Here is a 24,728-nt window from a genome sequence, read left to right on the forward strand (position 1 = left end):
AAATCAGATTTGGGATCGCTACGAATATTTGCAACTCCAAGCGGGGATTCACTTAGAGTCAGCAGAAAAGCAAGTGTTGTTAAATGTGCTTTCTGGCTCATTTATCGAGCCGTCTTTTATCGAGCATTTGGCGCATGAGATCATAGATTCTGATGATTACATCGAGGGAATAGATGCTGCCAAGACGCTCTACGAAAAAGTTAAAAACGCCACTTATGCTGAATTGTTAGCTACCGTAGAGCGGCTTGGGTTCTGAACAAGTCCTCCAAAACTAGCGCCCTTCGGGGCGCTTTTGCTTTCCGTGAAAGGCTTACGCAATACCGTGTTAAACTGATTAGGCAGTGAAAAAATCCTATTGTCTGCATATCCCCAAATAAAGAGGAAATACAGACAATGAGCCGCGCTGACGCACTAACACCCTCCCAAATAAATCGAGTTCTGAAAACATGCCTATTGATGCAGCATGGACAAGCTAAAGTGGGGGCAATAGCCCTTAGCCATGCTGCAATGCGAGTGAGTGAGATTGCTCGACTTGATGTAAAAACCGTTCTATTCCCCAATGGTTTACTTCGACAAGAAATAAACCTGCCGAGCCTGATCTGTAAAAATACCAAGCCCCGCACGATATGGTTAACCAATCTAACTGCCAGAACAGCTATCCAAGACTGGATTGACTACCGTATACAACACAAGTGGGGGTTAGGTACTTCACCTGATTACCAAGGGCTTAATCCAGACTCAAAGCTGATCTTAACGAACCGTGGATCAAGTTATTCATTGCAGCCGAAACCAAGACGCCTTGATGATGGAACTATCAAAGAATACTGGTGCTGTGACGCTCTAGAGCAAGCTATACGTAATGTTTACAAACGTTGCGGATTACCGCAGTGTTCGTCACATACAGGGCGTAAAAGCCTAGTGACCAACTCTGTATTGTCTGGAGTTAGTTTAGAGACAATGGCGCGAGTTCTAGGCCATTCAGAAGCATCAACAACGTTGGGGTATGTCGTGATTCAGCAACATGTGATTCGCGATATGTGCAGCATCGAATGGATTTGATGGTAAAAATCAAAAAATTAATATATTTTCCCAAAAAGGGAAATTAATTATTGACTATCGTTTATACGTTTCCCATAATGGGAAATATAGACAAGGGGATTGCATGAGAGTTGTTTCAAGAGCCGCCTTGCGGGAGTTTTGGGAGCAGCCCATTTATCAAGATAGTGAGCAACCGCTCAAGTCATGGTACGAGGAAGCTAAAAACGCGAACTGGCAAAATCCGCAAGACATAAAAGCGTTGTACCGCAACGCGAGTTTTGTTGGCAATAACAGGGTGGTATTCAACATCCACGGCAATAAGTACCGTCTTATTGTGGCCGTGAATTACAAGTTTGCAATGGTCTATGTTCGCTTTGTTGGTTCTCATGCTGAGTATGACAAAGTTGATGCAACCACAATTTAGGAGGTTTGCAATGCAAATTAAACCGATCAGAACCGTGGCTGATAATGAAGCCGCCTTAAAGCGCATTGAGCAGCTTTTTGATGCTGAACCTAACACGCCAGAGGGTGACGAGCTGGAAGTGTTGATAACGCTGGTGAGCGCGTTTGAGGACGCTCATTTTCCGATTGAAGCGCCAGATCCAATCGCGGCGATTCAGTTTCGGATGGAGCAGCAAGAGCTTGAGGATGTCGATATGGTGCAGTTTTTTGGGCAACGTAGCAGAGTGTCAGAGGTGTTAAACCGCCAACGCAAGCTAAGCCTTAACATGATCCGTAAGCTGAATGAGGGGCTTAAAATCCCGCTTCCTTGCTTGATCAAAGATTATCAATTAGCCAAATAACAGTAATTAGACAATTGCCACTATTTTTATCTTTGATAGGTATAGGCGCACTTGTTCAGGCATCTGCATTATTTGTATGTAAATAATAACGGAAAATTGTAGGAGTATTTTTAATGGCTGATTTAAAGAAAGGACAAAGAGTAACCCATCCAAGTGTGAATGCCGTATTGATAGTTAATAGTCCTGCTTCAATAGGGGGGATGCGAACCAGCAACGGTGTATATAAAACAGCGACTAGAAAAGGTCACACAAATTGTAAATATCAAGCTAATGGTCGGATGTCTCAAGCTGATTTTCCCACTAATGAGTTAGTGCCAGTTGCAGATGTTTAGATTCGTTCGCTTATTTATGCATGTCCACAACGTTTTAGAACAAGCAGTTTTAAGAGGTATAGAGCAGGATAAATCCATTGAAAGGGTTAGGCATAATTTTCGCGTTTAAATAGCTCTAACTTATTAGTTACTTTAGAGAGCTCTTTGCTCTGAGAACCCATTTGATCAAGATTGGAATTGAGCTAGTAAAGGCTGTCACTCAACGGATCGGAAATTAAGAATGCAAAAATATCACTACCATGTTGTCTTTAGAGCCACAAATGATCAGGGTGTGGTATCAGTTCACTCTACAACTATTAACGCAGCGGAACCAATAGAGTACGCGAGTGACATAAATTTAATTCAAGAATGGGCGGCTAAAAAAGTCAATACAAAAGAAGCCATGCTAATTTCTTGGACAATGCTAAAAGGTTCGGTTCGTCCTGAAAATGATGATCCTTCTTCTAGTGTTGAACATACAGAATTACTCGTTAAAGAGGCTGAGTCATTGATATATGCAATTGACTATACCCTGTTGGTAAAAGGGTGTGGTTCCGAACATCACGACTACAAAACATTAGAGTGTGCAAAGACTGAGTGCTTGCAAGAAGCTCGGCAAAAGTTGATTGCTCAGTTGGGTGAGGAAATTTCTTTGAGGCCTCAGAAGTAACGGTGTGTCATACAAAACGTATTATACGATACATGGTAGACGTTCCAGTAAGCAACGGAAACCCTCCCCCTTAAGACAGCCGCTTAAGGTTTGGCGGTGTCGGAGTGACACGGTAAGTACTTAGGCAAACATACGTTAAAGACGTTTAAATTAAGGAAGATATAATGCAAGTATCTAAAATCGAAGAATTAAGGGTTAATGAAATCGAACAAGTAAATGGCGGTCTTGATGGTGCAGCTTGTGCGGTATTGACTTTTAGTGGCGGTGTGATGGGTGGGACTATCGGGGCTATTGGCGGAGGAATGTTTGGTCCTGCAGGAATGGCTGGCGGTGGAATGTGGGGTGCTGGTTTTGGTTCTTCATTGGCACGTAGTTTTTGTTCATAATAAAAGGATTTTGGAATGGAAGAGTTAAAAGCAAATGAGTTGGAATTAGTGAGTGCGGGAATGAGTTCAGGTACTTGCTCAGCTTTGGTTATAGGAGGTAGTGGTCTCGCAGGGGGGCTTGCTGCTGGGTACTTTTCTGGAGGTACTATGTTTGGTGCCGGAGCTTCAGCAGGTGGACTTTGGGGTGGTGTATTAGCCGCCTACATTTGTTATTAAGCCTAGAATAAATTGATCAACAAACCCTTGAATTATTAACGCAAGGGTTTTTTGGAGTATTTGTGAATAAAACGTATATATATTTTTGTATCGCGCTTCTTTTATCCGCATTAGTAAGTGTAATGTTTGAAAACATGTTAAGCATGAAAATATTATCTATAGTAATCATCTTTCTCATTGCTGGCTGGCTGGCTTTTAGAAGCTATAAAGAGTAATTAGAAAAATATAATCAAAAAATATGACCGCCAACGTTAAATAGAGAAAGCCACTGGGCCTGTTTAACTTTGCTGTGTGAAAATCTGGCGTTGCTATCTCAAGCACAGCACAAATGGGACACTGGTGTAACTGCGACGATGGTACAGGCCAATTATGATTATATTGATAGCTTAACTGGCGTATTGGTTACTCTTTCAAACTACTATTCTCCAGAACAATTCGGTGAGTTATCACCGCAACAATACTTTTCTGAGATCATTTCCTCAAGGTTTCAGTGGCATAGGACTATTGCAGAACCTCATGGCCCAGGAACTGGCGGAACAATAGTTAATGTGACGGTCGGCGGCAGTGTAATGAGTGATATTGAAAAAATGATTGAGGATATGGTTATGGCGTTGGTTGGCTACGATGATTCATTTGATTGGAGAGGCTGGCCAAAGCGATGGCAGGGTCAAAAAGTTTAACAAGCGCATGTTGTTGTACTGGTTTTCCGCTGTGCTTCAAACCAGTCGTAAATGCTAGCGTTAATTAGCTATGGAAGGTTCTATGCAGGATTCGATTAAAGAAATTAAAGACTCGATCAAATACCATCAAAAAAGAGTTAGCCAAATCAATTGGGCTATGTGGTTATTGATTATGCTTGCTGCAATTTTGTTTCTGTTCATCTACTCAATGCTTGATACGCAAGTTAAAAACCTTGCAGACATAATGAAGTACGCTGCTAGCGCTGGAATTAAAACGATGGACTCCGCTCCTACCTCAATGTCGTCTCCTGCCAATAACAGTAACTTAGGGTTTATGGTCATTGCGATGTGTGTCGCGAGGCTTCTTGTTTATTTTGGGCAGTTAAGATTTCACTTGAAAGAAATTTCTTTGCATCAGCAAGAGCTTATATCTCTAACTAAAATTCGTGCTGCACAAAACTCAGAACTGCAAGAGACTGTTAGAGGTACTTTATTGAGAAGTGCTACAGCAACAGAGTCCAGTGAAGATCCAGCTCTTCATATACCGTCTGAAGCTATAGCTAAAATTAGCGAGGCCGTTACAGACAGGTTAAGCCGACTCATTTCGGGTAAGGGTCATTAACAAACACATTTAATAATCCAACACGTTGGGCTTGGATTCCATAGTCTTTTCTTCATATGGCTAGATTCAACGAAATACCACCATATATTTAGAAGGTAAGAATGAAAAAAGTAATATTGGTTGTGGGGTTGTCTTTTAGTCAGTTAACATTTGCTAATGATGTCGAAAACCTGTTTAAAGAATCTATCTCGTATTATCGAAATGCTACTTTTTGCATGTTTTATGATAAATCTAATATGGATGATGATTCGTACATGGCTTCCTATTATTCATTATCCAAATCTGTACAGGAATTAGAAGAAAGCATGTCTTGGTCAAAATGGGGAGCTAAGAAGGTATTGGACTATATCATCATTCAAGAAGTTGTAGAGCAGTCATCCGAAAGTGAGGCTGCTCAATTGAAGAATCGATGCGCAAATATTTCCAAACACGCAATTCATTTGTCAGCAAAGAGCTTGCGAGACGGCATAGAAAAATTAAAAGAATCAGATGAATTGTAGCTCACGTGAGTACAAGGTTAACAAGACGTTTAAGTGGGAACCTCAACGCTTGGTATTTAGGATTTGATTCAGTTTTAGTGTATGTGGCGCAATGGGTTAGGTTGGATGGTTGCGTTATTCCCCACCCTTAAAACGACGTTACCCCATAGAAATTTTTATCCGAAACTGACGAGTTAGAGTTAATGCTTTAACTCGAAAATGTCCCAAAGAAGGTTAGGGCGCTTCACTCGATATCTATAAAAACTCCTGAAAATGACATATTTATGTCCATAGCGGCTCAAAATCGGCAACATCTTAGTATTTTATTGTGACTTTTGGGACAAGCATAAGCGCGTTGCTAGGTGTTTCTGGCTAGTTTGCGAGTCCAATATACCAAAGCATTCACGTAGCGACGATTAAATTGTTTAAGATACAGTCAAGTGGAACTGGTGATGTGTTCGAATGACTCCGATGTTGATAAATCACGTCATCAACATTAAAACAAATTAGTCGGTAAGATTAAGCAGTGGAAATATAGCTACGAACCAATATGATTTGATTGGGGCATTGTTTCATAAAATTCATTTCAACACGTCATCTATACTTCAAAAGTGTTCGCATAGCTGCGTGTGAGATGCGCTTTGTCAAAAAGCAGCAAACACAAAGTTTAATGCGGTCTGGATGAACAGTTTTGCACTATAATGGAGCAAGCTTTTTGGTAGAATAACTTATGGTATTGATATCTATAAACAAAAATCAGAATCACGAAATGACACAAAATTCATTTGGAATGACAAGCCACAAACAGAGCGGCGATGGGAACCATATAGATAGAACATATTTAACATAATATACATTGTGCGCATCTTTGTGTCGAATCACTCTATACCTTTCAAATGATCGATTGGTTTGTTGAACGCACTCTCATGACGTTCAATTTGGCTTGTGTGCAAATATTGCGATGTAGTGTCGATACTTTCGTGGCCAGCGTCGGCTTGTACATGGGATAACGGTCTGCGGTTGATATTGATATCGTGCGTAATGCCAGTGTGGCGAATATTGTGGGCAGTTAGTTTGCGCATCTGCGCCGCATCTTGTGTAAAGCCATCGATTTCTATACGTTCTGCAGCCAAATTAATTATTTTTTGAATTTCGTCGCGAACATGACGAATGCCTAGATTAGCATTGAGGATACCAACATCTCGGCCGCGTCCAGCAGCTTTGTGCCGTACAAACAAAGGATGATTTTCGTTTGGTCCTGGATAATCCGTTAATCCTAAAAACTGACGATATTTGACTAACGCATCGAGCAAAGCTTTTGAAATCGCAACGCTGCGTCTTTTACCACCTTTACTCAACGGAATATGAAAACTCCAGATGCCCGTTTGCTGATTACGTTTAAACTGGTTCATCACCGGCGAATAACCCGCACGTGCAGACACATCTGAAATGCGTAAATAACAGCAATAAATCAATGTAACGAGGAATAAACTTCTTTGATGTAACTCAGGAAATTCTTCTGCAAGTTCAGTAACGGTCGTCATAATATATGACCACTGTAATTCAGTGAATGCGAGACTATTTTCATCTTCATGACTTTGACGCTGATATTGCCTGTTTGCTGCAAATCGACTGTGATTAAGCCAGATTTGAGCAGGATTCCGCTCACAATATTCTTCACTTGTCAGATACGAATAAAACGAAGACAAAATGGCCATTTTTGTTTTTAACGCATTATCGCTTAACACATAAGGCTGGATTTGCCCGAGTTGTTTTTTGCCGACAAATGGTCGCCATTGCGAGTTTGGAACCCGTTCATCATGCAGTTTATCGTACTTAAACTGTGGCACATTAAAATAACCGATCAGTGCTATCGGCGGTGCTTGGCAATAATCAACGTAACGACTCATGTCTTTGCGCGTAACTTGAATGGGAGACATTGAAACCACATCAAAACACCAATGCAGAAACGTAGTGAGTTCGCTGCGATAAGCTTTATAGTTGTTTTCGTTATGCTTTTGCTCAAATAGCCAATCACTGGCATGCTCGATGACTAAGCCCGCATCAACCACCTTTTTCATGCTAATTTGGGTGATATATTGGTTAACAATACTATTGCCAACTTGTATGAATTCAAATGAGTCAAATAACGGGATTACTGGAGGAAGTTGCATATTACATCTGAATTATAAGAGTTTCTTGTATGATAATACTTAAACGCAAATGCCGATAATGTTATTTATCGGCATCAAGATATGTCAGATTTTTAGTGCAACTTGAAAATGAACATTGCTGACAAGTAATACGCTTTTTGCAACAGATCAAGCATAGCTGCCACACTTGCTGTTTCGATTGGCTATCTAAGCACGTGAAGTCAGATGCGCAGATGTGTCCATCATGTATCAGCTGTGCCAATTTATGCGCTGAAATTGATAAGTTAATTCGATTAGTCATGCCCTTTCCCTCCCTATCATTGTTTGATAGTAATAGAATACACAAATGAGAATCGTTATCAACAATGTAATTTAAAGATTGCCACTCACCTCGCTATTTTATGCAAGATTTTGCACCGCTTTGAAATGTGTCTACTACACTGATTATGTGATCATTATTTTTACTTGAATGAGGTATCGGATGCTGATTGATCTTGCAAAGAAAAACCCTCTTTTTTCCGGTAAAAAGTCTACCGAGACAACAGAGTCTGGTATTCCTTGGAAGGTATTAGTGGTTGATGATGAACCTGATGTTCATACCGTCACTAAGCTTGCCCTCTCCCGCTTTAAACTTGATGGCCGTGCCCTCACCTTTATTAATGCTTATAGTGCCGAACAAGCAAAAGAATTACTCAATCAAGAACATGACATCGCCATTGCCTTTATTGATGTTGTCATGGAAAGTGACCATGCAGGGTTAGAACTAGTAAAGTGGATCCGTGAAGAATTACTGAATAAAACCACTCGATTGATCTTACGTACAGGCCAGCCAGGGCAAGCACCTGAAGAAGACGTTATCGTCAATTACGATATTAATGATTACAAAGCAAAAGCTGAACTCGATTCCCGTAAGCTGATGACCAGCGTCTACTCAGCCCTTCGCTCTTATCGCGATATAATGGAAATCGAGCAAGCAAGGCGCACGCAAATAAATCACCGTAAGGGCTTAGAAAGAGTACTAGAAGCCACCTCAGGATTATTTGAACTGCGCACCCTACATAAATTCGCCGATGGGCTACTGACTCAAGTGGCCACTCTACTTAATCTCGATTCAGAAACGCTACTGCTGACTTGTAATGCAATTGATGCGATTAGTGGTCATGTTGAACCTGTCAATATAGAAATCCTTGCTGGTACTGGCCAATTTGCTAATAAATCCCACATTACGCAACTACCTGAACATATTGATCGTCTACTGCGCAGTGCGCTCACCCAACAGCGGTGCCTTTATGAAGATAATTGTTTTATCGGTTACTTTCCCACCAAAGGCGGTTTAATCAATCTACTTTATATGGATGGTATTGATAGAATTGATGATCTTGATAAGAAACTCATTGATATTTTTGCCATCAACGTGGGCATAGCCTTTGAAAATTTGCTGCTCAATCAGGAGGTGGAAGATACACAATCAGAGCTTATTTTACGTTTAGGTGATGTTGTTGAAAGCCGCTCGAAAGAAGCAGCCAATCATGTGAAACGTATGGCGGAGTATTGTTCTCAATTAGCATTACTCGCCGGTTTAAGTGAATACGAAGCCGATTTACTGCGCCGTGCCTCACCAATGCATGACATAGGCAAAATTGCGATCCCCGATGCTGTCCTACTTAAACCCGGCAAATTAGATGACGAAGAATGGAAAGTTATGCGTCAGCACCCTATGATTGGCCATCAAATTCTTGCAAATTCTGAGCGACCAATACTAAAGGCCGCATCAATTATTGCACTGCAACATCATGAAAAATATGATGGTTCTGGTTATCCTGCAAATCTAAAACAAGACGAAATTCACATTTTCTCGCGGATTGTAGCAATCGCAGATGTGTTTGATGCCCTTTCCCATGCCCGCTGCTATAAAACAGCTTGGCCTTTAGAAGAGGTTTTAGCTGAAATGCGTAAAGGGGCGGCAACACACTTTGATCCTCACTTATTACAGCTCTTTATTGAAAATGTAGATATTTTTGTCAAAGTAAAAGAAAACTGGAAGGATCACTAATCTGTATAGTTGATTGTCTTGATGTTTAGAAATCCATATCAGGCACTTTCAAAGATATATCTAACCATTGTCATCTGCGAGAAAATCGAAAACAGCCGTTTTAGTTTCACCATTAACGCTAAAACTCACAAAGCCACGCCAAACCATGTAGCCACTACTACAAGAACCATAGACTAACTGACCGATATAAGTCATTTCGTCAGTTTGCTTCACATTTACAGGAATAACGCCCATAAACATGTCTCTTCCTTCTAAGCGGATTTGCACATTAGAAATTGCCATGGAAGATAACAACTGTAATGTCAATGGCTTTTCGCTTGGTGCACTCCCTGGTGACAAGCGAAAAGTGAGCTCAACATCCCCAACTTTTTTAACACAATCCCCCTTAGAAAATTGGCAAAGTGAAGGATCAAGACTGCTTTTAAGTGTGACTTGCTTTGCATCTTCCTTACAAGCTGTGAGATTGAAGCTAAATAATGCAATAAATAAATAGGGACTCAGACGAGTTAGCACAAAGATTAACCTTATGATGCAATATGTTAACATTCTATGGCGTAGGTTGATCTAGATCAACTTTCCACACCCCTTCTTTGGTATCTTTTTTGATATGGCTCAAGTATCATTGCGAAACCTCATATTTGAGCAAAAATATGCAGGGTAACGCATTGACATCACTCAGCAACCTTAATAGGGAAGCTGAGTTTTATGTCATTTATAACAGGTAAAGCTTGTCTTTACTAAAAGTAAAAGTAATAAGCAGTGGAAGCATTATGATGAACCATTCCCAGCCAACAGGCGCTGATTACAATTACGCCATTGTCCGCCAATTTGCCTTAACCACAGTTTTGTGGGGTATTGTTGGTATGTCAGTCGGCGTATTAATTGCGGCTCAGTTAATCTGGCCTCAGCTGAACTTTGACACTCCTTGGTTAACGTATAGTCGCTTGCGACCATTACACACCAATGCGGTGATCTTCGCGTTCGGTACATCAGCCCTTTTTGCAACATCCTATTATGTCGTACAACGCACCTGTCAAACCCGACTATTTGCACCTAAGTTAGCCGCATTTACGTTTTGGGGATGGCAAGCCATCATTCTGTCAGCAGCTATCTCTTTACCAATGGGTTTCACCCAAGGAAAAGAATACGCTGAATTAGAATGGCCTATCGATATCGCAATTACTATCGTTTGGGTGTCCTACGCTATCGTGTTCTTCGGTACTATTATCAAACGAACAACTTCGCATATTTATGTGGCGAACTGGTTCTTTGGTGCCTTTATTATTACCGTTGCCGTACTACACATAGTTAACTCTATGGCAGTACCAGTCAGTCTGTTCAAGTCATACTCTCTGTATAGCGGCGCTGTCGATGCTATGGTGCAGTGGTGGTATGGTCACAACGCCGTAGGTTTCTTATTAACCGCAGGCTTCTTGGGGATGATGTATTACTTCGTACCTAAGCAAGCAGGTCGTCCTGTGTACTCTTACCGTCTTTCTATTGTCCACTTTTGGGCACTGATCGCACTGTATATCTGGGCTGGTCCTCACCACTTACATTACACAGCGTTACCTGACTGGACTCAGTCTTTAGGTATGGTGATGTCACTTATCCTATTCGCACCTTCTTGGGGCGGTATGATTAACGGTATCATGACCTTGTCTGGTGCCTGGCATAAACTGCGTACTGACCCTGTGTTACGTTTCTTAGTTGTTTCTCTGTCTTTCTACGGTATGTCTACCTTCGAAGGCCCTATGATGGCAATTAAGACCGTTAATGCATTATCACACTATACAGACTGGACTATCGGTCACGTTCACTCCGGCGCGCTAGGCTGGGTTGCAATGGTGTCAATCGGTTCTCTGTATCACTTGATCCCTGTATTGTTCGGTCACGGCCGTATGTACAGTATCAAGTTAATTAACGTCCATTTCTGGTTAGCGACTATTGGTACTGTACTTTACATCGTCTCTATGTGGATTTCAGGTGTAATGCAAGGTCTGATGTGGCGCGCAGTGAATGCTGACGGTACTTTGACTTATAGCTTTGTTGAAAGTCTGGAAGCTTCTTATCCTTTCTACTTCGTACGTTTCCTTGGCGGTTGTTTCTTCCTGACCGGTATGCTGATCATGGCATATAACGTGATCCGTACTGTGAAAGCCTCTAAAGATTCATTGCCAGCATTGGCTGAACCAACAGCGGCTTAAAGGAGCAAACTCGATGAAATTTAATCATGAGATAGTTGAAAAAAACATCGGTTTGTTAGCGATTTTTACCGTTATCGCTATCAGCTTCGGTAGTCTCGTTGAAATCACACCGTTGATTTTTCAAAAAGATACGACTGAGCCAGTTGAAGGTTTAAAGCCATACACTGCCCTGCAAATTGAAGGTCGTGACATTTATGTTCGTGAAGGTTGTTATAACTGTCACAGCCAGATGATCCGTCCTTTACGTGCAGAAACTGAACGTTATGGTCACTACTCTGTCGCGGGCGAATCAGTTTGGGATCATCCATTCCAATGGGGTTCTAAGCGTACGGGTCCTGATCTTGCACGTGTTGGCGGTCGTTATAGCGATAAATGGCATGAAGTTCACTTAATCGATCCTCGTGCTGTAGTTCCTCAATCGAATATGCCAGGGTTCCCATGGTTAGCCGAAAACAAGTTAGACGGCAAACTAACGGGTGACAAGATGACTATCCTACGTAACCTGCATAAAGGTGGTTACAAAGGTAATGATCTTTATACCGATGAAGAAATCGCAGGCGCACAGCAAGCTGTTGCAGGTAAGACAGAAATGGACGCCTTGATTGCATATCTTCAGTCTTTGGGTCACGCACTCAAATAAGGAGGCAATATATGGATTACGGCACATTACAAGGCATTTTGACCATCATTGTGATGCTGACCTTCGTCGGTATATTTGCTTGGGCATATAGCTCGCGTCGTCAAAAATCATTTGATGAAGCAGCTAACCTTGTGTTTTCCGATGAGGAAGTCAACAAGGTATCGAAGGACTCAGGAGAGAATAAGTGATGAGTAGCTTCTGGAGTGTTTGGATTACTGTACTCTCGTTAGTCGTGATCGCGGGTTGTTTTCTATTACTGCGTGTGTGTTCTAAGAACACCACTGACGTAAAAGAAGGCGAATCCATGGGTCACAGTTTCGACGGTATTGAAGAACTCAATAACCCACTGCCAAAATGGTGGAGTTATATGTTCTATATCACTATCGTGTTTGGTTTGATCTATTTGGCCCTATTTCCTGGTTTAGGTAACTATAAAGGCCTATTAGGCTGGACCAGTTCTAACCAGAGTATCGGTACAGAGCGTGGCATTAAAGCCGATTCTGCTGCAGCGATTGAGCTAGCAGCAAAAGAAGGTCTTTATGTTCAGTATGATCAAGAAGTAAAACACGCTGATGAAAAATATGGCCCAATCTTCGCCGCTTACTTGGCAACACCACTAGAAGAATTAGTGAAAAACCAAGAAGCGTTGAAAGTGGGTGGCCGTTTGTTCCTGCAAAACTGTGCTCAGTGCCATGGTTCTGATGCACGTGGTAGCAAAGGCTTCCCTAATCTTACCGATGGTGACTGGTTATATGGTGGTGAATTAGCCACGATTAAGACCACTATCATGGCTGGTCGTCATGGCATGATGCCACCCAAAGGCGGTTTGCCAATCGAAGATAGCGAGATTGCTGGTTTAGCTGAATACGTTGTTAAATTGTCTGGTCGTGAGCATGACGAGAAACTCGCTGCCCAAGGTCAAGGCTCATTCATGAAAGGTTGTTTCGCGTGTCATGGTATGGACGCTAAAGGCAACAAGTTTATGGGTGCTCCTAACTTAACTGACGATGTTTGGTTATATGGCGGTAGCCGTGGCATGATCGAAGAGACCATTAAACATGGTCGCGCAGGTGTGATGCCAGCGTGGAAAGACGTTCTCGGTGAAGAGAAAGTTCACGTCATTACAGCTTATGTTTATAGCTTGTCAAACAAGTAATTAGGTATAAGTAACACTAAGGCCTCGAAGACTTCGAGGCCTTTTTTTTAAAGTGCTAAAACCGGCTTTTAACGGTAAAATGGCGCAAATTTTTTGAATGGGTATCTGACATGAGCGAACAACAAGCCTGGTATAAGCAGTTCTGGCCTTGGTTTTTAATTATTCTTCCTTTATGTGCCGTCGTCGCAAGTTTTACCACGCTAAAAATTGCCCTTACGAACTCGGACTCTTTAGTCGCCGAGGATTACTACAAAGATGGCAAAGCCATTAATATGGACTTAAGTAAAGTGAAGTATGCCAAACAAATAGGCATGAATTTTTCACTCGATCAAGCTAATAATGAGATTTTACTGACGCAGCAAGGGGGACCTACATATCAAGCCGCCTTGAAAGTTGAGTTCTATCATCCAACCATTGCCGACAGAGATATGAAACTCACTGCGACGGCCGATGCCAGCAATGTGTATCGCATTACCATCCCTACTACCCTAACCGGCCCTTGGGAAGTTCGCCTCGAAAGTTACGACGGTAAATGGCGAATTCACCAACGCGTTGAATTAAAAGATCACGCCCAACTTTGGCTGAATTGATTGTGGTTAAATAAGTAGCGCTATGACGTATCCAAGTTGTTTTCACTGCCAAGAGCCCGTTCTGACGGGCCAGCAGTTTGTGACTCGCATTAATGACCGTGATGAACTGATGTGTTGCCCTGGCTGCCAGGCGGTTTCTCAAGCGATTGTCGATGCGGGATTACTCAGTTATTACAAGTTCCGCACTGAGCCTGGCAGTAAACAGAATGCCCTGGTCCCCGAAGCATTAACGCAATTTAGCGCCTATGACTTGCCCGAAGTGCAGCAAGACTTTGTGCATTCTGAGGACAATGTCGAATCCGTGTCACTCTCCATCGATGGTATCACCTGTGCCGCCTGTGCTTGGTTAATTGAACACAAAGTCAAACAACTTGCGGGCGTGAGCCAAGTGCTAGTCAACTCAACCACCCAACGCGCCATGATCAGTTGGGATAAACGCAAGGTAAAACTTAGCGATATTCTCGGACAAATTAGTCGTATCGGCTATCAAGCCGCGCCCTACCAAGTTGACGAACAAGAGCTCAACAATAAACTCAATAGTCGCAAATTTTTACTGCGTTTAGGCTTAGCTGGCTTTGCGACTATGCAAGTTATGATGTTCGCCCTCGCCCTTTATACTGGCTACTTCACCGATTTAGACGTGCAGTATCGGGACTATTTCCGCTGGGTTAGCATGATTTTTGCCACGCCTGTGGTGCTTTATTCGGCGCAACCCTTCTATTTTAGCGCCATTCGTACCCTGCTCAGCGGCAAACTCAATATGGATGTGTCAGTTTCGATTGCCATTGGAGGTGCCTATACCGCAAGCTGTTTTGCCACAGTGAATGGCACAGGCGAAGTGTATTTTGAATCCGTATCCATGTTTACTTTCTTTTTGTTACTTGGGCGTTACTTCGAGCAAAAGGCAAGACAAAAGGCCTCGGTCAGCTCCAGTAATTTACATAAATTGGTGCCGCTCACTGCACACTTAGTCACCGAAAATGGTCAAGAAGAAATTCCGGCCAAAAAGTTACGCCTCAATGATGTGATCCTTGTGAAACCAGGGGAAATGGTTGCGGCCGATGGTGTGGTGATTGAAGGCCACACAAATATCAATGAAGCTATGCTCACAGGTGAGCAAATGCCCATTGAAAAACAGCAAGATCAGCAAGTGTACGCTGGTACTATCAACGTCGACCAACCGATAAAAGTTAAAGTTACCGCATTGGGGCAAGACCAACTCGTGGCTGAAATTATTCGACTGCAGGAACTGGCATCCAATACAAAACCTGCGATAGCCCTATTAGCCGATAAATTATCCCGCTATTTCTCGGGTACGATTCTAACAATCGCGACGATCACCTATTTGGTTTGGCAACAGATTTCCCCAGAGGATGCCTTTTGGGTAACGCTATCGGTTCTGGTCGCGACTTGTCCTTGTGCCTTAGCGCTAGCGACACCGACCGCCGTCACCTGTGCAACCGCCATTTTTACCCGTCTTGGGATCATTACCCGCAAAGCCGGCGTATTTGAAAAACTGCCGCAGATTAAGCATGTGGTCTTTGATAAAACTGGCACCCTCACCTGTGGTACCCTCTCTATCGGGCAAACGCAGTGCATGGCCGATTTAACAAAGACGCAGGCCTTAGCTATTGCCGCAGCGCTGGAAACGGGCTCTCGTCATCCGATTGCGGCTGCATTTGCCCTATTTGCCGATAATACCTTGGTCGCAGAACAAGTTCACCATGAAGTCGGCTTTGGTGTTCGAGGCCGTATCGAGGGGACTGAATATTTAATTGGTAATGCTGTATTTACTGGTGCACGTGTCGATACTCAGGACCCAACCCAAAAGATTTGGTTAGCACGCTCAGCCAATGAGCAGCTTGAAGTGCTTGCAAGTTTTGAGATCCAAGACAATATTCGTCAAGACAGTAAGGCCACGATTGAAATATTAAAGCAACAAGGTTGTCGTATTAGTATCGCCAGCGGCGATAGCTCGGGACATGTGCATCAACTGGCCAAAGAGCTGGGAATTGAAGATGTGCACAGCGGATTAACGCCCGCGGGTAAACTTGCCCTAGTAACGAAATTACAACAGCATACTCGCGTGGCGATGTTTGGCGATGGCATCAATGATGCGCCTGTACTTGCGGGGGCTGATTTGTCGGTCGCCATGGGCAGTGGCAGTGCGATTGCCAAAAACAGTGCCGATTTGATTTTACTGGGCGATCATCTATCCCGTTTCACCCAAGCTGTCGCGGTCGCTAAACTGACCACGCAAATTATTAAACAAAATTTAGCGTGGGCGCTGGGTTACAACGCCCTTATCTTGCCTTTAGCTGTCACTGGTCATGTGGCACCTTATATTGCCGCGATTGGCATGTCGGCGAGTTCTTTGATTGTGGTCGGTAATAGCCTGAGATTATTACGGGTAAAAGTGTGATCATAATAAAACGTTTAACCAGATACTAAGAGGTCATTATGGAAATTATTTATGTGCTTATCCCCATTGCCATGATCTTCGTCGCCATTGCGGTAATGGTATTTTTCTGGGCAGTGAAATCTGAGCAATTTGACGATCTTGACCGTCAAAGTGTTTCTATATTGTTTGATGAAAATACTGATAAACCAGGCCATCTACCCACCCCCGCCATTCAGTCAACAGCAGAACATGATGATATTGCAGCGCAGCAAGCGATTAAAAATCAGCAAAAAGGCATGCCTTTGTGATTGAGTACAATGTCACCGGTGCCTTTCTCGTCGGCTTGATGGGAGCGGCACATTGTTTTGGTATGTGTGGCGGTTTAGTGGGCGCGTTTTCCGCCCAAATCCCTCATCCTAAAATAGGTAACCAGCTGGCCCATCAGCTTAAATATTTACTGAGTTACAATTTAGGCCGTATTTTAAGTTACACCTTAGCGGGCGGCTTAGTAGGCGCATCGTCGGCAGGTCTTGGTCACTTATTTGAACTGGATATTTATCTGATTGTCCTGCGCATGATTGCCGGACTGACGATGATCGCAACAGGACTTTACATCGCTAAAATTTGGGTTGGAATAGTGCAAATTGAGCGTGTAGGTCAATGGCTATGGCAATATTTAAAACCGCTAGCGCAGCGCCTTGTTCCAATCAAGAATCCGAGCCAAGCAGTCATGGCGGGATTCATTTGGGGCTGGCTCCCCTGCGGCCTCGTCTATAGCACCTTAACTTGGTCGGTTGCATCTGGCTCTGCCAGCCAAGGCGCCTTAATTATGTTAGCCTTTGGCTTGGGTACTTTACCCGCCCTATTAAGCGCTGGCGTGGCGGCAAAACGCCTTGCTGCATGGGTACAAAAGAAAACCGTTAGACTATTGAGCGGCTTACTGTTAATTGCCTTTGGTGGTCAAACTTTATATATCGCACTCGCGCAGCTAAACTAGCCCAAGTGAGTGAATTGGTTTAACATGGTTACAGTGGATAAACTTGAGAATCAACATGACAATTGAACAAAATAAGAATCGTCGTCCTGCCGCTAGCGGATGCACAATCCATTGTCACGATTGCAGTATGGGTACCCTTTGTATTCCTTTTACCCTCAATGCAAGTGAGCTAGATCAGCTCGATGATATTATTGAGCGTAAAAAGCCAATCCAGAAAGGCGAGCAAATTTTTAAGTCAGGTGACGCGTTGAAATCCCTGTTTGCGATCCGCTCTGGCACCATCAAAAGTTACACTATTACCGAGCAAGGTGATGAGCAGATAACGGGCTTCCATCTCGCGGGTGATGTGATTGGTTTTGATGGTATTCACGCTCAGTTGCACCAGAGTTTTGCACAGGCCCTCGAAACCTCTATGGTTTGTGAAATCCCCTTTAATATCCTCGATGAACTTTCGGGCACTATGCCTAAGTTACGTCAGCAGATCATGCGTCTAATGAGTAATGAGATCATGAGCGATCAAGAAATGATCCTGCTGCTCAGTAAGAAAAATGCCGAAGAACGTCTAGCAGCGTTTATCAGCAATTTAGCAAATCGTTTCGGCAGCCGTGGCTTCTCACCCAAAGAATTCCGCTTAACCATGACCCGCGGTGACATTGGTAATTATCTCGGTTTAACCGTTGAGACCATCAGCCGCTTACTTGGACGCTTCCAAAAGTCAGGCTTGATTGAGGTTAAGGGTAAGTACATCACTATCCTCGACTCGCAAGAGCTAAATCTGTTAGCGGGTAATTCTCGCATCGCGAGATAGTCAATCGCAAGAGCATTAACCGTGAGAGGTCAAGCCTAAATAATTGTCGCCAATAGCATAACAGTTTAATGGTAAAAGCTGTGCTTGCTAGACATGTCATGCAGATTAAGGCATGATTTTTAAGCGAGTTTTAATCAATTTCAAATGAGTTTGATCTAGAACAATACAGCTCACTGCCAAAGGCTCATGATGATATTGAGCCTATGACTAAAGGAACCAAACATGAAGGATTATCAAAAAATACTGGTTGTGGTTGACCCTACCACTGAGAATCAAGTTGCCCTTGCACGAGCGGTCGCCTTGGCCAGTAAATGCAACGCTCAAGTCACTGTGTTTCTTTCTATCTTCGACTTCTCTTACGAAATGACTTCGATTCTGTCGAATCAAGAACGCGAAGCCATGCGTCAAGGTGTCATAGATCAACGGCTCGCCTGGATCCAAGACTTACTCGCCGCTTATACTCATCTGCAACTCAATATCGATACTCAAGTCATTTGGCATAATCGCCCCTTTGAAAGCATTATTAATCATGCTATTTCAGGGCAATATGATTTGATTGTTAAAGGCACCCATGCCCACGACAAACTCAAGGCGGTGATCTTCACTCCAACTGATTGGCATTTAATGCGTAAAGCCCCTGTGCCAGTGTTGATGGTGAAAGCCCATGACTGGCCAGCCGCGGGCAAAATCCTCTGTGCTGTGAATGTGGCAACCGAAGATACCGATCATCAAATGCTTAACGGTAAAATTATTGAGCATGCAAAAGATTTGGCGAAAAAGTTCTCTGCTGAAGTACATTTAGTTAATGGTTATCCCGGCACGCCAGTTAACTTAGCCATCGAGCTTCCTGACTTTGATGCCCAGTCATACAACGAAACCATTCGCATGCAGCATGAGCAGCGCGTGAGTTATCTTGCGGGCGCTTATGATATTAATCCAAGTCATTGCCATGTAAAAGAAGGTTTACCAGAGGATGTGATCCCTGAGCTGGCTGAAAAACTTGATGCTGAATTGGTGATCCTAGGGACTGTTGGTCGTACCGGATTTTCAGCAGCACTGATAGGCAATACCGCTGAACATGTTATCGATAGCATCAACTGCGATTTATTGGCTATAAAGCCCGACGGTTATAAATCACCGTTAGAAGAAGCCTAAGCAATACGCGGCTCTTTACCCCGCCAAAGATAGCTGGAATAATACGCGCCCTGAAACTGTGTTACTGGGCGCTTTTTTATGCTTGAAGCTATATCTGAAGTTACGGTAAATCCTATGCCGGAAGAATTATCAAAAAAACAAACTACCCGTCTGAATAAATTACAGAAGCGGCTTCGTCGTGAAGTGGGCAGCGCGATTGCCGATTACAATATGATTGAAGATGGCGATAAGATCATGTGCTGCCTCAGTGGCGGTAAAGACAGCTACGCCATGCTCGATATTTTGATGAATCTGCAGCAACGCGCGCCCATTCAGTTTGAAATCATTGCGGTTAATTTAGATCAGAAGCAACCGGGCTTCCCTGAACATGTATTGCCTGCCTATCTCGATAAGCTCAATGTGCCTTATCACATCCTCGAGAAAGATACTTACTCGATAGTGAAAGACAAAATCCCTGAAGGTAAAACCACCTGCTCCTTGTGCTCTCGCCTGCGCCGCGGCACGCTTTATGGCTTTGCTCAGCGTATCGGCGCCACTAAAATCGCCCTAGGCCATCACAGGGATGACATTATCGAGACCTTGTTCTTAAATATGTTCTTTGGCGGTAAGATGAAAGCAATGCCGCCAAAGCTGCTGTCGGATGATGGCGCTAATATCGTCATACGTCCCCTAGCCTATTGTCGCGAGAAAGATCTCGAAGAATATGCCAGTTTAAAAGAATTTCCAATCATTCCATGCAACTTGTGTGGCTCACAGGAAAACTTAAAGCGCGCCGCAATCAAAGACATGCTAAATCAATGGGATAAACAATACCCAGGACGCATTGAAACAATATTCACCGCCATGCAAAACACCGCACCATCACAGGGTGTTGACCGTGAGCAATTCGACTTTGTGTCTCTAACACGTGACCCTGATGCGCCTATGCGTGGTGATGTTGCTGAAGCCAATCTACCTGCATTCGATTTTCTTGATATAGCCAATAGCGGTCGTATCGATTTGGATGCAGCAAAACGCATTGATATTGTTAACACTTACGAAGTCTAACTTAGACTGAATTTAGCGCCTAATCAGTAAGAGAAGTTAACGCAACGAAAGTAAGCAAGATAAATTAGCACAACAAAATGCCCACTTAATGTGGGCATTTTTATGGTTACAGAATAAGTTTATCTTTGAGCCAGCGCTTGTGAATCGCTTATCTCAAGACGCCTATTCAAAAAATACAAAATGATTACTTCACCCAAGGACTCAAGACTAATGGCTGGGCACTGAAGCTTAGCGTGGTGATGCTTTCAAGCTCATTAGCGGCTAATTTATAACTGCCTTTTATCGCTTCTTCTCGACCATTAAGGCGTACATAGACTTCTTGTTCAGGTGAGAATTCAAAGTTTAAGCCAGTAATGGATTCCCTAAAATAACGCATCGGGAAGCCTTGCATAGCACCGAGCAGCGTGTCCATCTCAGTCATGATTTGTTGTAAGCGCGTTTTATCGTACTCGGCTAATGTCTGTTTTGCTCTAACTTGCATTGCAATACCACATCCCTCAGCGCTGCCAGCGAAATTCAGATTAACCAAGGCTCGCTGATCTTTTAAATCATCATCTAAGGGAATGAATAACCGCTGTGCATCAGTATACGTCAGTGGCGTTGAGGTTTTTTCACTGGAAATAGAACCACTTTGGATCAAACAATTCTTTTGCATTGGAACACTAAAAGCCACTTCCACGAGTTGATAACCGCCTTTATTGACTTGTTTTAACCTATCATAAAAGCCTTTATATTCAAGGGATACAGTTTCTGCGGCGGCGCTAGTTGCCAACAAAAACAGGCTACTAAACAACAGTTTTTTATACATCGACATTCACCAAATATTTTTCATTATGACGTAACATATCAAGCAGCTCATCAATATAAGCTTCTTGTCTTTCAGAATAATTCACTAAACCGTAAATCAATTGATCCGCTGTTGGCTCTAGCTCCTGTGAACGTAAATCAGCTCGAATAGAGCGAAATAACGCATAGGCAGTATTAGAATTTAAATTACGCATATAGGATGAAACCGATTCATCGACCGATGAAAACACTTTCACCTCATGACTTTTACCCGAACCACGTGAGGACGGCACTATGCCGCAGCCAGAAGTAAAACACCATTCACCAAAAAAGTTAAAACCTTCTCTGGCAAAACGTGAACTCCCCCAACCCGATTCATTCGCGGCTTGAATTAACACCATAGATTCCGGCACGATATCGACACGTTTAAGTAAGCTTGCTAATGACTTAGCATCTACGTTACGCGCCGCATATTGGTATTTATCAAATAACGCATTGATCTGCGCTAATTCAGTATCAGATAAACTCTTACCATTATCGACTAAGGCAAGCATCTCATTGATAAAGCCACGCTCCATCAAGATAATGGCATTCTGTTGCTGAACAATCGGCCGCAGGAAATCAAAAAAAGCTTTCTTCTTTTCGGTAATGTCGCTGATCGCTGAAAAGTCAGGGACTTGCGTAACAGGATCGACATCGCTGACGAATTGGGGCGCAATAGCGGATGAGTCATTCGAGTGAGGAATGATCCAAACTCGTAATGCAAAAATCGCCACTATGACCATGGCTAATGCCAATGTAAACGAACCGATTCTACCCGTTTTCAATCATTCACCTTAGGTGTAACGCCCTTATTGGGCAAATAAAGGCCGGATTATAAGCTATTTGTCAGATTTCACGAAATTTGCCCATCATCATGTTCACGAACTCAGGTACAATATTACGCCTGAGGCACCATTATCGAGTCGAGCTTGCTATTACGCCGTCGTTTATAGATGCAAGCATTTGACTGAGTATTTATACTAAGGTTCCTTAGCGTTATCACCATTGCACAACGGTTCATGAGTCATCCCGCTTATAGCGACAATGGATGGCTATGACATTAAATTTTCGGGTATTCAGGAAGGAAAAACCCAGATGCAGCATTTGATGTTAAATCAATTTGAACGTGTCGTCGCCATCGGCGGAGGCCATGGTTTAGGCCGAGTATTATCCTCGCTCGATTTTTTAGGCAACCGCCTTACAGGGATTGTCGCCACCACTGATAATGGTGGTTCTACTGGTCGACTGAGAGCCGAGCAAGACTGTATTGCTTGGGGAGATTTACGTAACTGCTTATCCCATTTAGCTAATCGTCCTTCCGTTGGCTCGCAATTGTTCGAATATCGTTTCCAAGGTGCCACTGAACTCAGTGGCCATAATTTAGGTAATTTAATTTTACTGGCTCTTGATCAACTCTGCGTTCGTCCATTAGAAGCGGTTAATCTCATCCGTAACTTACTTAAGATAGAAACCCAACTTATTCCCATGTCAGAGCAGCCCACTCACTTAGTGGCCCTGCAAGCCTGTGGCAGTAAAGTCTTTGGGGAGATCAATGTCGACAGTATGGATGAAGCGCCTATCGCGCTCTGCCTTGAGCCACAGGTCGATGCCACCTTTGAAGCCTGTGAGGCCGTGAGGCACGCAGATTTAGTTATCCTAGGCCCTGGGAGTTTCTTAACCAGTATCATGCCGCCGCTGCTGTTACCTAAGTTCGCGAAAAGCCTCGCCGCTACTAAAGCACAGGTGATCTTTATCGATAACCTTGCCGAAGAGGCCTCACCCGCAGGTCGGTTTAGCATTGAGCAACGTATCGCTTGGTGTCACCAAGTGATTGGCAAACCCATTATTCACAAAGTACTTCGCCACGGTGAACAAACGCGTTTAGGGCCACTGATCAACTATTTTCCGTTGAAGAACCGCCATAATCCCAATCTACATGATCAAGCTAATTTATTAGATGCATTAAGCGCCCTGCTGCGGATCAATGATCTCACTCAACAACCGCTTGCCTGCTAGCTCTGACCTGTTAATCATTCAATCGAAATAATAAAGGACAGCAAATGCTGTCCTTTATATTGTAAAGCTAAAAGGAATGTCCCTTTAGTCTGTCTATAGGGCTGCTATAACCATTACAACACTTGTGCTATGGCTTTACAGATAACAGGCATATTCGTCTTAGTCATGCCTGCAACGCTAATGCGTCCAGAGCCGACAATATAGACACCAAACTCGTCTTTCAAACGTGCCACTTGGGCTTTGTTTAAACCTGAGAAACTGAACATGCCATTTTGGCGAGAAATAAAACTGAAGTCCTGAGTCACGCCTTCAGCCTTTAAGCTATCAACAAACAGAGTACGCATTTCGGCGATACGTTCACGCATCTCTTTGACTTCCTGCACCCACATGGCTTTCAGAGCTGCATCATTTAATATCGTGCTGACGATCAGTGCGCCGTGGGCTGGCGGATTAGAATAGTTGGCACGTATGGTACGTTTCACTTGGCTAAAAGCACGTACGGCAGCATCAGCATCTTCAGCCACCACAGTTACGGCGCCAATACGCTCGTTGTATAGACCAAAGTTTTTAGAGAAAGAGTTAGCGACCAGTAACTCAGACACTTTAGACGCGACTAAACGCAGACCTGCCGCATCTTCTTCAATGCCAGCACCAAAACCTTGATAAGCAAAGTCAAACAGTGGCACGAGTTTCTTATCAGCACACAATTGAGCAACAAGTTCCCATTGCGCCAACGTTAAATCGATACCCGTTGGGTTATGGCAGCAACCGTGTAGCAGCACGACATCACCCGCATTCGCGTTAGATAAATCAGTCATCATGGTATCGAAATCGATGTCATGGGCTTCTGCTTTGTAATAACCGTACTCTTTAACCGTTAGGCCTGCCGTTTCAAAAATATTCTGATGGTTGGCCCATGTTGGATTACTCACCCAAATCGTGTGCGAATCGGTATTACGCAGTAAAAACTCAGCAGCAATACGCAGTGCTCCTGTACCACCTGGAGCTTGCGCTGTGGCAGCACGGCCAGAAGAAATTAATGCACTGCCTTCGCCGAACAACAAGGTTTGTACTACACGGTTATAAGCTTGAACGCCTTCAATGCCTAAGTAGTTTTTGGTCTTCTCTTGCTCAAGTAAAATGGCCTCGGCTTTTTTCACTGAAGCCAGAACGGGAGTCTGTCCTGCCTCATCCTTATAAATGCCAACACCAAGATTAACTTTATCCTGACGCGGATCAGCTTTAAAGGTATCGGTTAAACCAAGAATTGGATCAGCGGGTGCGAGTAATACTTGAGAGAAAATCATGACTACGTATCCTAATATGCGCGTGTAGGGGAAATTTCGGCTTATTTATACCACTGTCTTTAAGGGGGTAATAGCGACTTAAGTCCCTTCTTAGGGAAATTATTACACTATTGTCGATTCAACAATAAAAAGTACATTTTATTACGCAATTATTAGCCAAATAGT

Annotated in this window: 30 protein-coding genes; 24 read left to right on the forward strand and 6 right to left on the reverse strand. The window is 43.3% G+C overall.

The features are described from left to right. The 11 genes from L5M37_RS14950 to L5M37_RS15000 all read left to right on the forward strand — a co-directional run. The coding region (locus L5M37_RS14950; protein WP_263201011.1) for a hypothetical protein at positions 1-256 on the forward strand (256 nt) is incomplete at its 5' end. Positions 257-393: 137 nt separating this feature from the next. Then, positions 394-1,059, forward strand: a complete 666-nt coding sequence (locus L5M37_RS14955; protein WP_259516235.1) for a site-specific integrase — start codon at positions 394-396, stop codon at positions 1,057-1,059. Positions 1,060-1,162: 103 nt separating this feature from the next. Continuing rightward, on the forward strand, positions 1,163-1,462 hold the full coding sequence (locus L5M37_RS14960; RefSeq protein WP_259508099.1) for a type II toxin-antitoxin system HigB family toxin: 300 nt from the start codon (positions 1,163-1,165) through the stop codon (positions 1,460-1,462). Positions 1,463-1,472: 10 nt separating this feature from the next. Next, positions 1,473-1,841: a type II toxin-antitoxin system HigA family antitoxin gene (locus L5M37_RS14965; protein WP_259581259.1), complete on the forward strand. Its 369-nt coding sequence runs from the start codon at positions 1,473-1,475 to the stop codon at positions 1,839-1,841. Positions 1,842-1,954: 113 nt separating this feature from the next. Beyond that, the gene (locus L5M37_RS14970; protein WP_259581260.1) at positions 1,955-2,173 is read left to right on the forward strand and encodes a hypothetical protein; all 219 of its coding nucleotides are present in this window, start codon (positions 1,955-1,957) and stop codon (positions 2,171-2,173) included. Positions 2,174-2,393: 220 nt separating this feature from the next. After that, positions 2,394-2,822 (forward strand): hypothetical protein, encoded by a 429-nt coding sequence (locus L5M37_RS14975; protein ID WP_259581263.1) that lies wholly within the window; start codon positions 2,394-2,396, stop codon positions 2,820-2,822. A 164-nt stretch (positions 2,823-2,986) separates the two neighbouring features. Then, positions 2,987-3,208, forward strand: coding sequence for a bacteriocin-like peptide (locus L5M37_RS14980; RefSeq protein WP_259581265.1), 222 nt, complete (start codon positions 2,987-2,989; stop codon positions 3,206-3,208). Positions 3,209-3,223: 15 nt separating this feature from the next. After that, complete coding sequence (locus L5M37_RS14985) at positions 3,224-3,424, forward strand: bacteriocin-like peptide (RefSeq protein ID WP_259581268.1); 201 nt, start codon at positions 3,224-3,226, stop codon at positions 3,422-3,424. 284 nt (positions 3,425-3,708) lie between these two features. Continuing rightward, a complete protein-coding gene (locus L5M37_RS14990; RefSeq protein ID WP_263201012.1) occupies positions 3,709-4,104 on the forward strand; it encodes a hypothetical protein in 396 nt (131 codons plus the stop codon). An 82-nt stretch (positions 4,105-4,186) separates the two neighbouring features. Continuing rightward, complete coding sequence (locus L5M37_RS14995; protein WP_259581274.1) at positions 4,187-4,726, forward strand: hypothetical protein; 540 nt, start codon at positions 4,187-4,189, stop codon at positions 4,724-4,726. Between the two features lie 101 nt (positions 4,727-4,827). Then, positions 4,828-5,226 carry a hypothetical protein gene (locus L5M37_RS15000; RefSeq protein WP_259581275.1) on the forward strand — a complete coding sequence of 133 codons (399 nt, stop codon included), beginning with the start codon at positions 4,828-4,830 and terminating at the stop codon, positions 5,224-5,226. A gap of 857 nt (positions 5,227-6,083) precedes the next feature. On the opposite strand, the gene L5M37_RS15005 is transcribed toward L5M37_RS15000, so the two are convergent. Continuing rightward, complete coding sequence (locus L5M37_RS15005) at positions 6,084-7,379, reverse strand: tyrosine-type recombinase/integrase (RefSeq protein ID WP_263201013.1); 1,296 nt, start codon at positions 7,377-7,379, stop codon at positions 6,084-6,086. 61 nt (positions 7,380-7,440) lie between these two features. Beyond that, entirely contained in the window at positions 7,441-7,659 is a 219-nt protein-coding gene (locus L5M37_RS15010) for a hypothetical protein (RefSeq protein ID WP_081729032.1), read from the reverse strand. Between the two features lie 180 nt (positions 7,660-7,839). Between L5M37_RS15010 and L5M37_RS15015 the strand changes: the two genes are divergently transcribed. Then, on the forward strand, positions 7,840-9,411 hold the full coding sequence (locus L5M37_RS15015; RefSeq protein ID WP_113940482.1) for a DUF3369 domain-containing protein: 1,572 nt from the start codon (positions 7,840-7,842) through the stop codon (positions 9,409-9,411). Positions 9,412-9,471: 60 nt separating this feature from the next. On the opposite strand, the gene L5M37_RS15020 is transcribed toward L5M37_RS15015, so the two are convergent. Further along, entirely contained in the window at positions 9,472-9,957 is a 486-nt protein-coding gene (locus L5M37_RS15020) for a hypothetical protein (protein WP_251068866.1), read from the reverse strand. A gap of 224 nt (positions 9,958-10,181) precedes the next feature. Here L5M37_RS15020 and ccoN point away from each other — a divergent pair, with 224 nt between their 5' ends. The 11 genes from ccoN to ttcA all read left to right on the forward strand — a co-directional run bounded on the left by ccoN (position 10,182) and on the right by ttcA (position 20,412). Next, positions 10,182-11,618: a cytochrome-c oxidase, cbb3-type subunit I gene (gene ccoN, locus L5M37_RS15025; protein WP_028759964.1), complete on the forward strand. Its 1,437-nt coding sequence runs from the start codon at positions 10,182-10,184 to the stop codon at positions 11,616-11,618. A gap of 13 nt (positions 11,619-11,631) precedes the next feature. After that, positions 11,632-12,258 carry a cytochrome-c oxidase, cbb3-type subunit II gene (ccoO, locus tag L5M37_RS15030; RefSeq protein WP_028759965.1) on the forward strand — a complete coding sequence of 209 codons (627 nt, stop codon included), beginning with the start codon at positions 11,632-11,634 and terminating at the stop codon, positions 12,256-12,258. An 11-nt stretch (positions 12,259-12,269) separates the two neighbouring features. Then, positions 12,270-12,446: a CcoQ/FixQ family Cbb3-type cytochrome c oxidase assembly chaperone gene (locus tag L5M37_RS15035; RefSeq protein ID WP_028759966.1), complete on the forward strand. Its 177-nt coding sequence runs from the start codon at positions 12,270-12,272 to the stop codon at positions 12,444-12,446. After that, positions 12,446-13,414, forward strand: a complete 969-nt coding sequence (ccoP, locus tag L5M37_RS15040) for a cytochrome-c oxidase, cbb3-type subunit III (RefSeq protein WP_263201014.1) — start codon at positions 12,446-12,448, stop codon at positions 13,412-13,414. The genes L5M37_RS15035 and ccoP overlap by 1 nt, the downstream gene beginning before the upstream one ends. A gap of 110 nt (positions 13,415-13,524) precedes the next feature. Further along, positions 13,525-14,004 carry a FixH family protein gene (locus L5M37_RS15045; RefSeq protein WP_263201015.1) on the forward strand — a complete coding sequence of 160 codons (480 nt, stop codon included), beginning with the start codon at positions 13,525-13,527 and terminating at the stop codon, positions 14,002-14,004. Positions 14,005-14,026: 22 nt separating this feature from the next. Then, complete coding sequence (locus L5M37_RS15050) at positions 14,027-16,426, forward strand: heavy metal translocating P-type ATPase (RefSeq protein WP_212601535.1); 2,400 nt, start codon at positions 14,027-14,029, stop codon at positions 16,424-16,426. A 38-nt stretch (positions 16,427-16,464) separates the two neighbouring features. Further along, a complete protein-coding gene (gene ccoS, locus L5M37_RS15055; protein ID WP_173244909.1) occupies positions 16,465-16,713 on the forward strand; it encodes a cbb3-type cytochrome oxidase assembly protein CcoS in 249 nt (82 codons plus the stop codon). Next, positions 16,710-17,402: a sulfite exporter TauE/SafE family protein gene (locus tag L5M37_RS15060; RefSeq protein ID WP_219252325.1), complete on the forward strand. Its 693-nt coding sequence runs from the start codon at positions 16,710-16,712 to the stop codon at positions 17,400-17,402. Before ccoS ends, L5M37_RS15060 begins: the two co-directional genes overlap by 4 nt. Before the next feature lie 55 nt (positions 17,403-17,457). Then, a complete protein-coding gene (gene etrA / locus L5M37_RS15065; protein WP_006081599.1) occupies positions 17,458-18,210 on the forward strand; it encodes an electron transport transcriptional regulator EtrA in 753 nt (250 codons plus the stop codon). A gap of 222 nt (positions 18,211-18,432) precedes the next feature. Next, complete coding sequence (gene uspE, locus L5M37_RS15070; protein ID WP_105252478.1) at positions 18,433-19,365, forward strand: universal stress protein UspE; 933 nt, start codon at positions 18,433-18,435, stop codon at positions 19,363-19,365. Positions 19,366-19,443: 78 nt separating this feature from the next. Continuing rightward, positions 19,444-20,412, forward strand: coding sequence for a tRNA 2-thiocytidine(32) synthetase TtcA (gene ttcA, locus L5M37_RS15075; protein WP_263175490.1), 969 nt, complete (start codon positions 19,444-19,446; stop codon positions 20,410-20,412). Positions 20,413-20,596: 184 nt separating this feature from the next. Here ttcA and L5M37_RS15080 read toward each other — a convergent pair whose 3' ends face one another. Both L5M37_RS15080 and L5M37_RS15085 read right to left on the reverse strand, forming a co-directional pair. Further along, a complete protein-coding gene (locus L5M37_RS15080) occupies positions 20,597-21,220 on the reverse strand; it encodes a DUF2987 domain-containing protein (RefSeq protein WP_263149188.1) in 624 nt (207 codons plus the stop codon). After that, positions 21,213-22,025 (reverse strand): glucosaminidase domain-containing protein, encoded by an 813-nt coding sequence (locus L5M37_RS15085; protein ID WP_028759975.1) that lies wholly within the window; start codon positions 22,023-22,025, stop codon positions 21,213-21,215. Before L5M37_RS15085 ends, L5M37_RS15080 begins: the two co-directional genes overlap by 8 nt. A 310-nt stretch (positions 22,026-22,335) precedes the next feature. Between L5M37_RS15085 and L5M37_RS15090 the strand changes: the two genes are divergently transcribed. Next, positions 22,336-23,256, forward strand: coding sequence for a YvcK family protein (locus L5M37_RS15090; RefSeq protein ID WP_263143457.1), 921 nt, complete (start codon positions 22,336-22,338; stop codon positions 23,254-23,256). Positions 23,257-23,369: 113 nt separating this feature from the next. On the opposite strand, the gene L5M37_RS15095 is transcribed toward L5M37_RS15090, so the two are convergent. Beyond that, positions 23,370-24,563, reverse strand: a complete 1,194-nt coding sequence (locus L5M37_RS15095; RefSeq protein ID WP_028759977.1) for an amino acid aminotransferase — start codon at positions 24,561-24,563, stop codon at positions 23,370-23,372. Positions 24,564-24,728: the final 165 nt, after the last annotated feature.

Source organism: Shewanella sp. SM69 (assembly GCF_025653985.1).
In the GTDB taxonomy this organism is placed as follows: domain Bacteria; phylum Pseudomonadota; class Gammaproteobacteria; order Enterobacterales; family Shewanellaceae; genus Shewanella; species Shewanella oncorhynchi.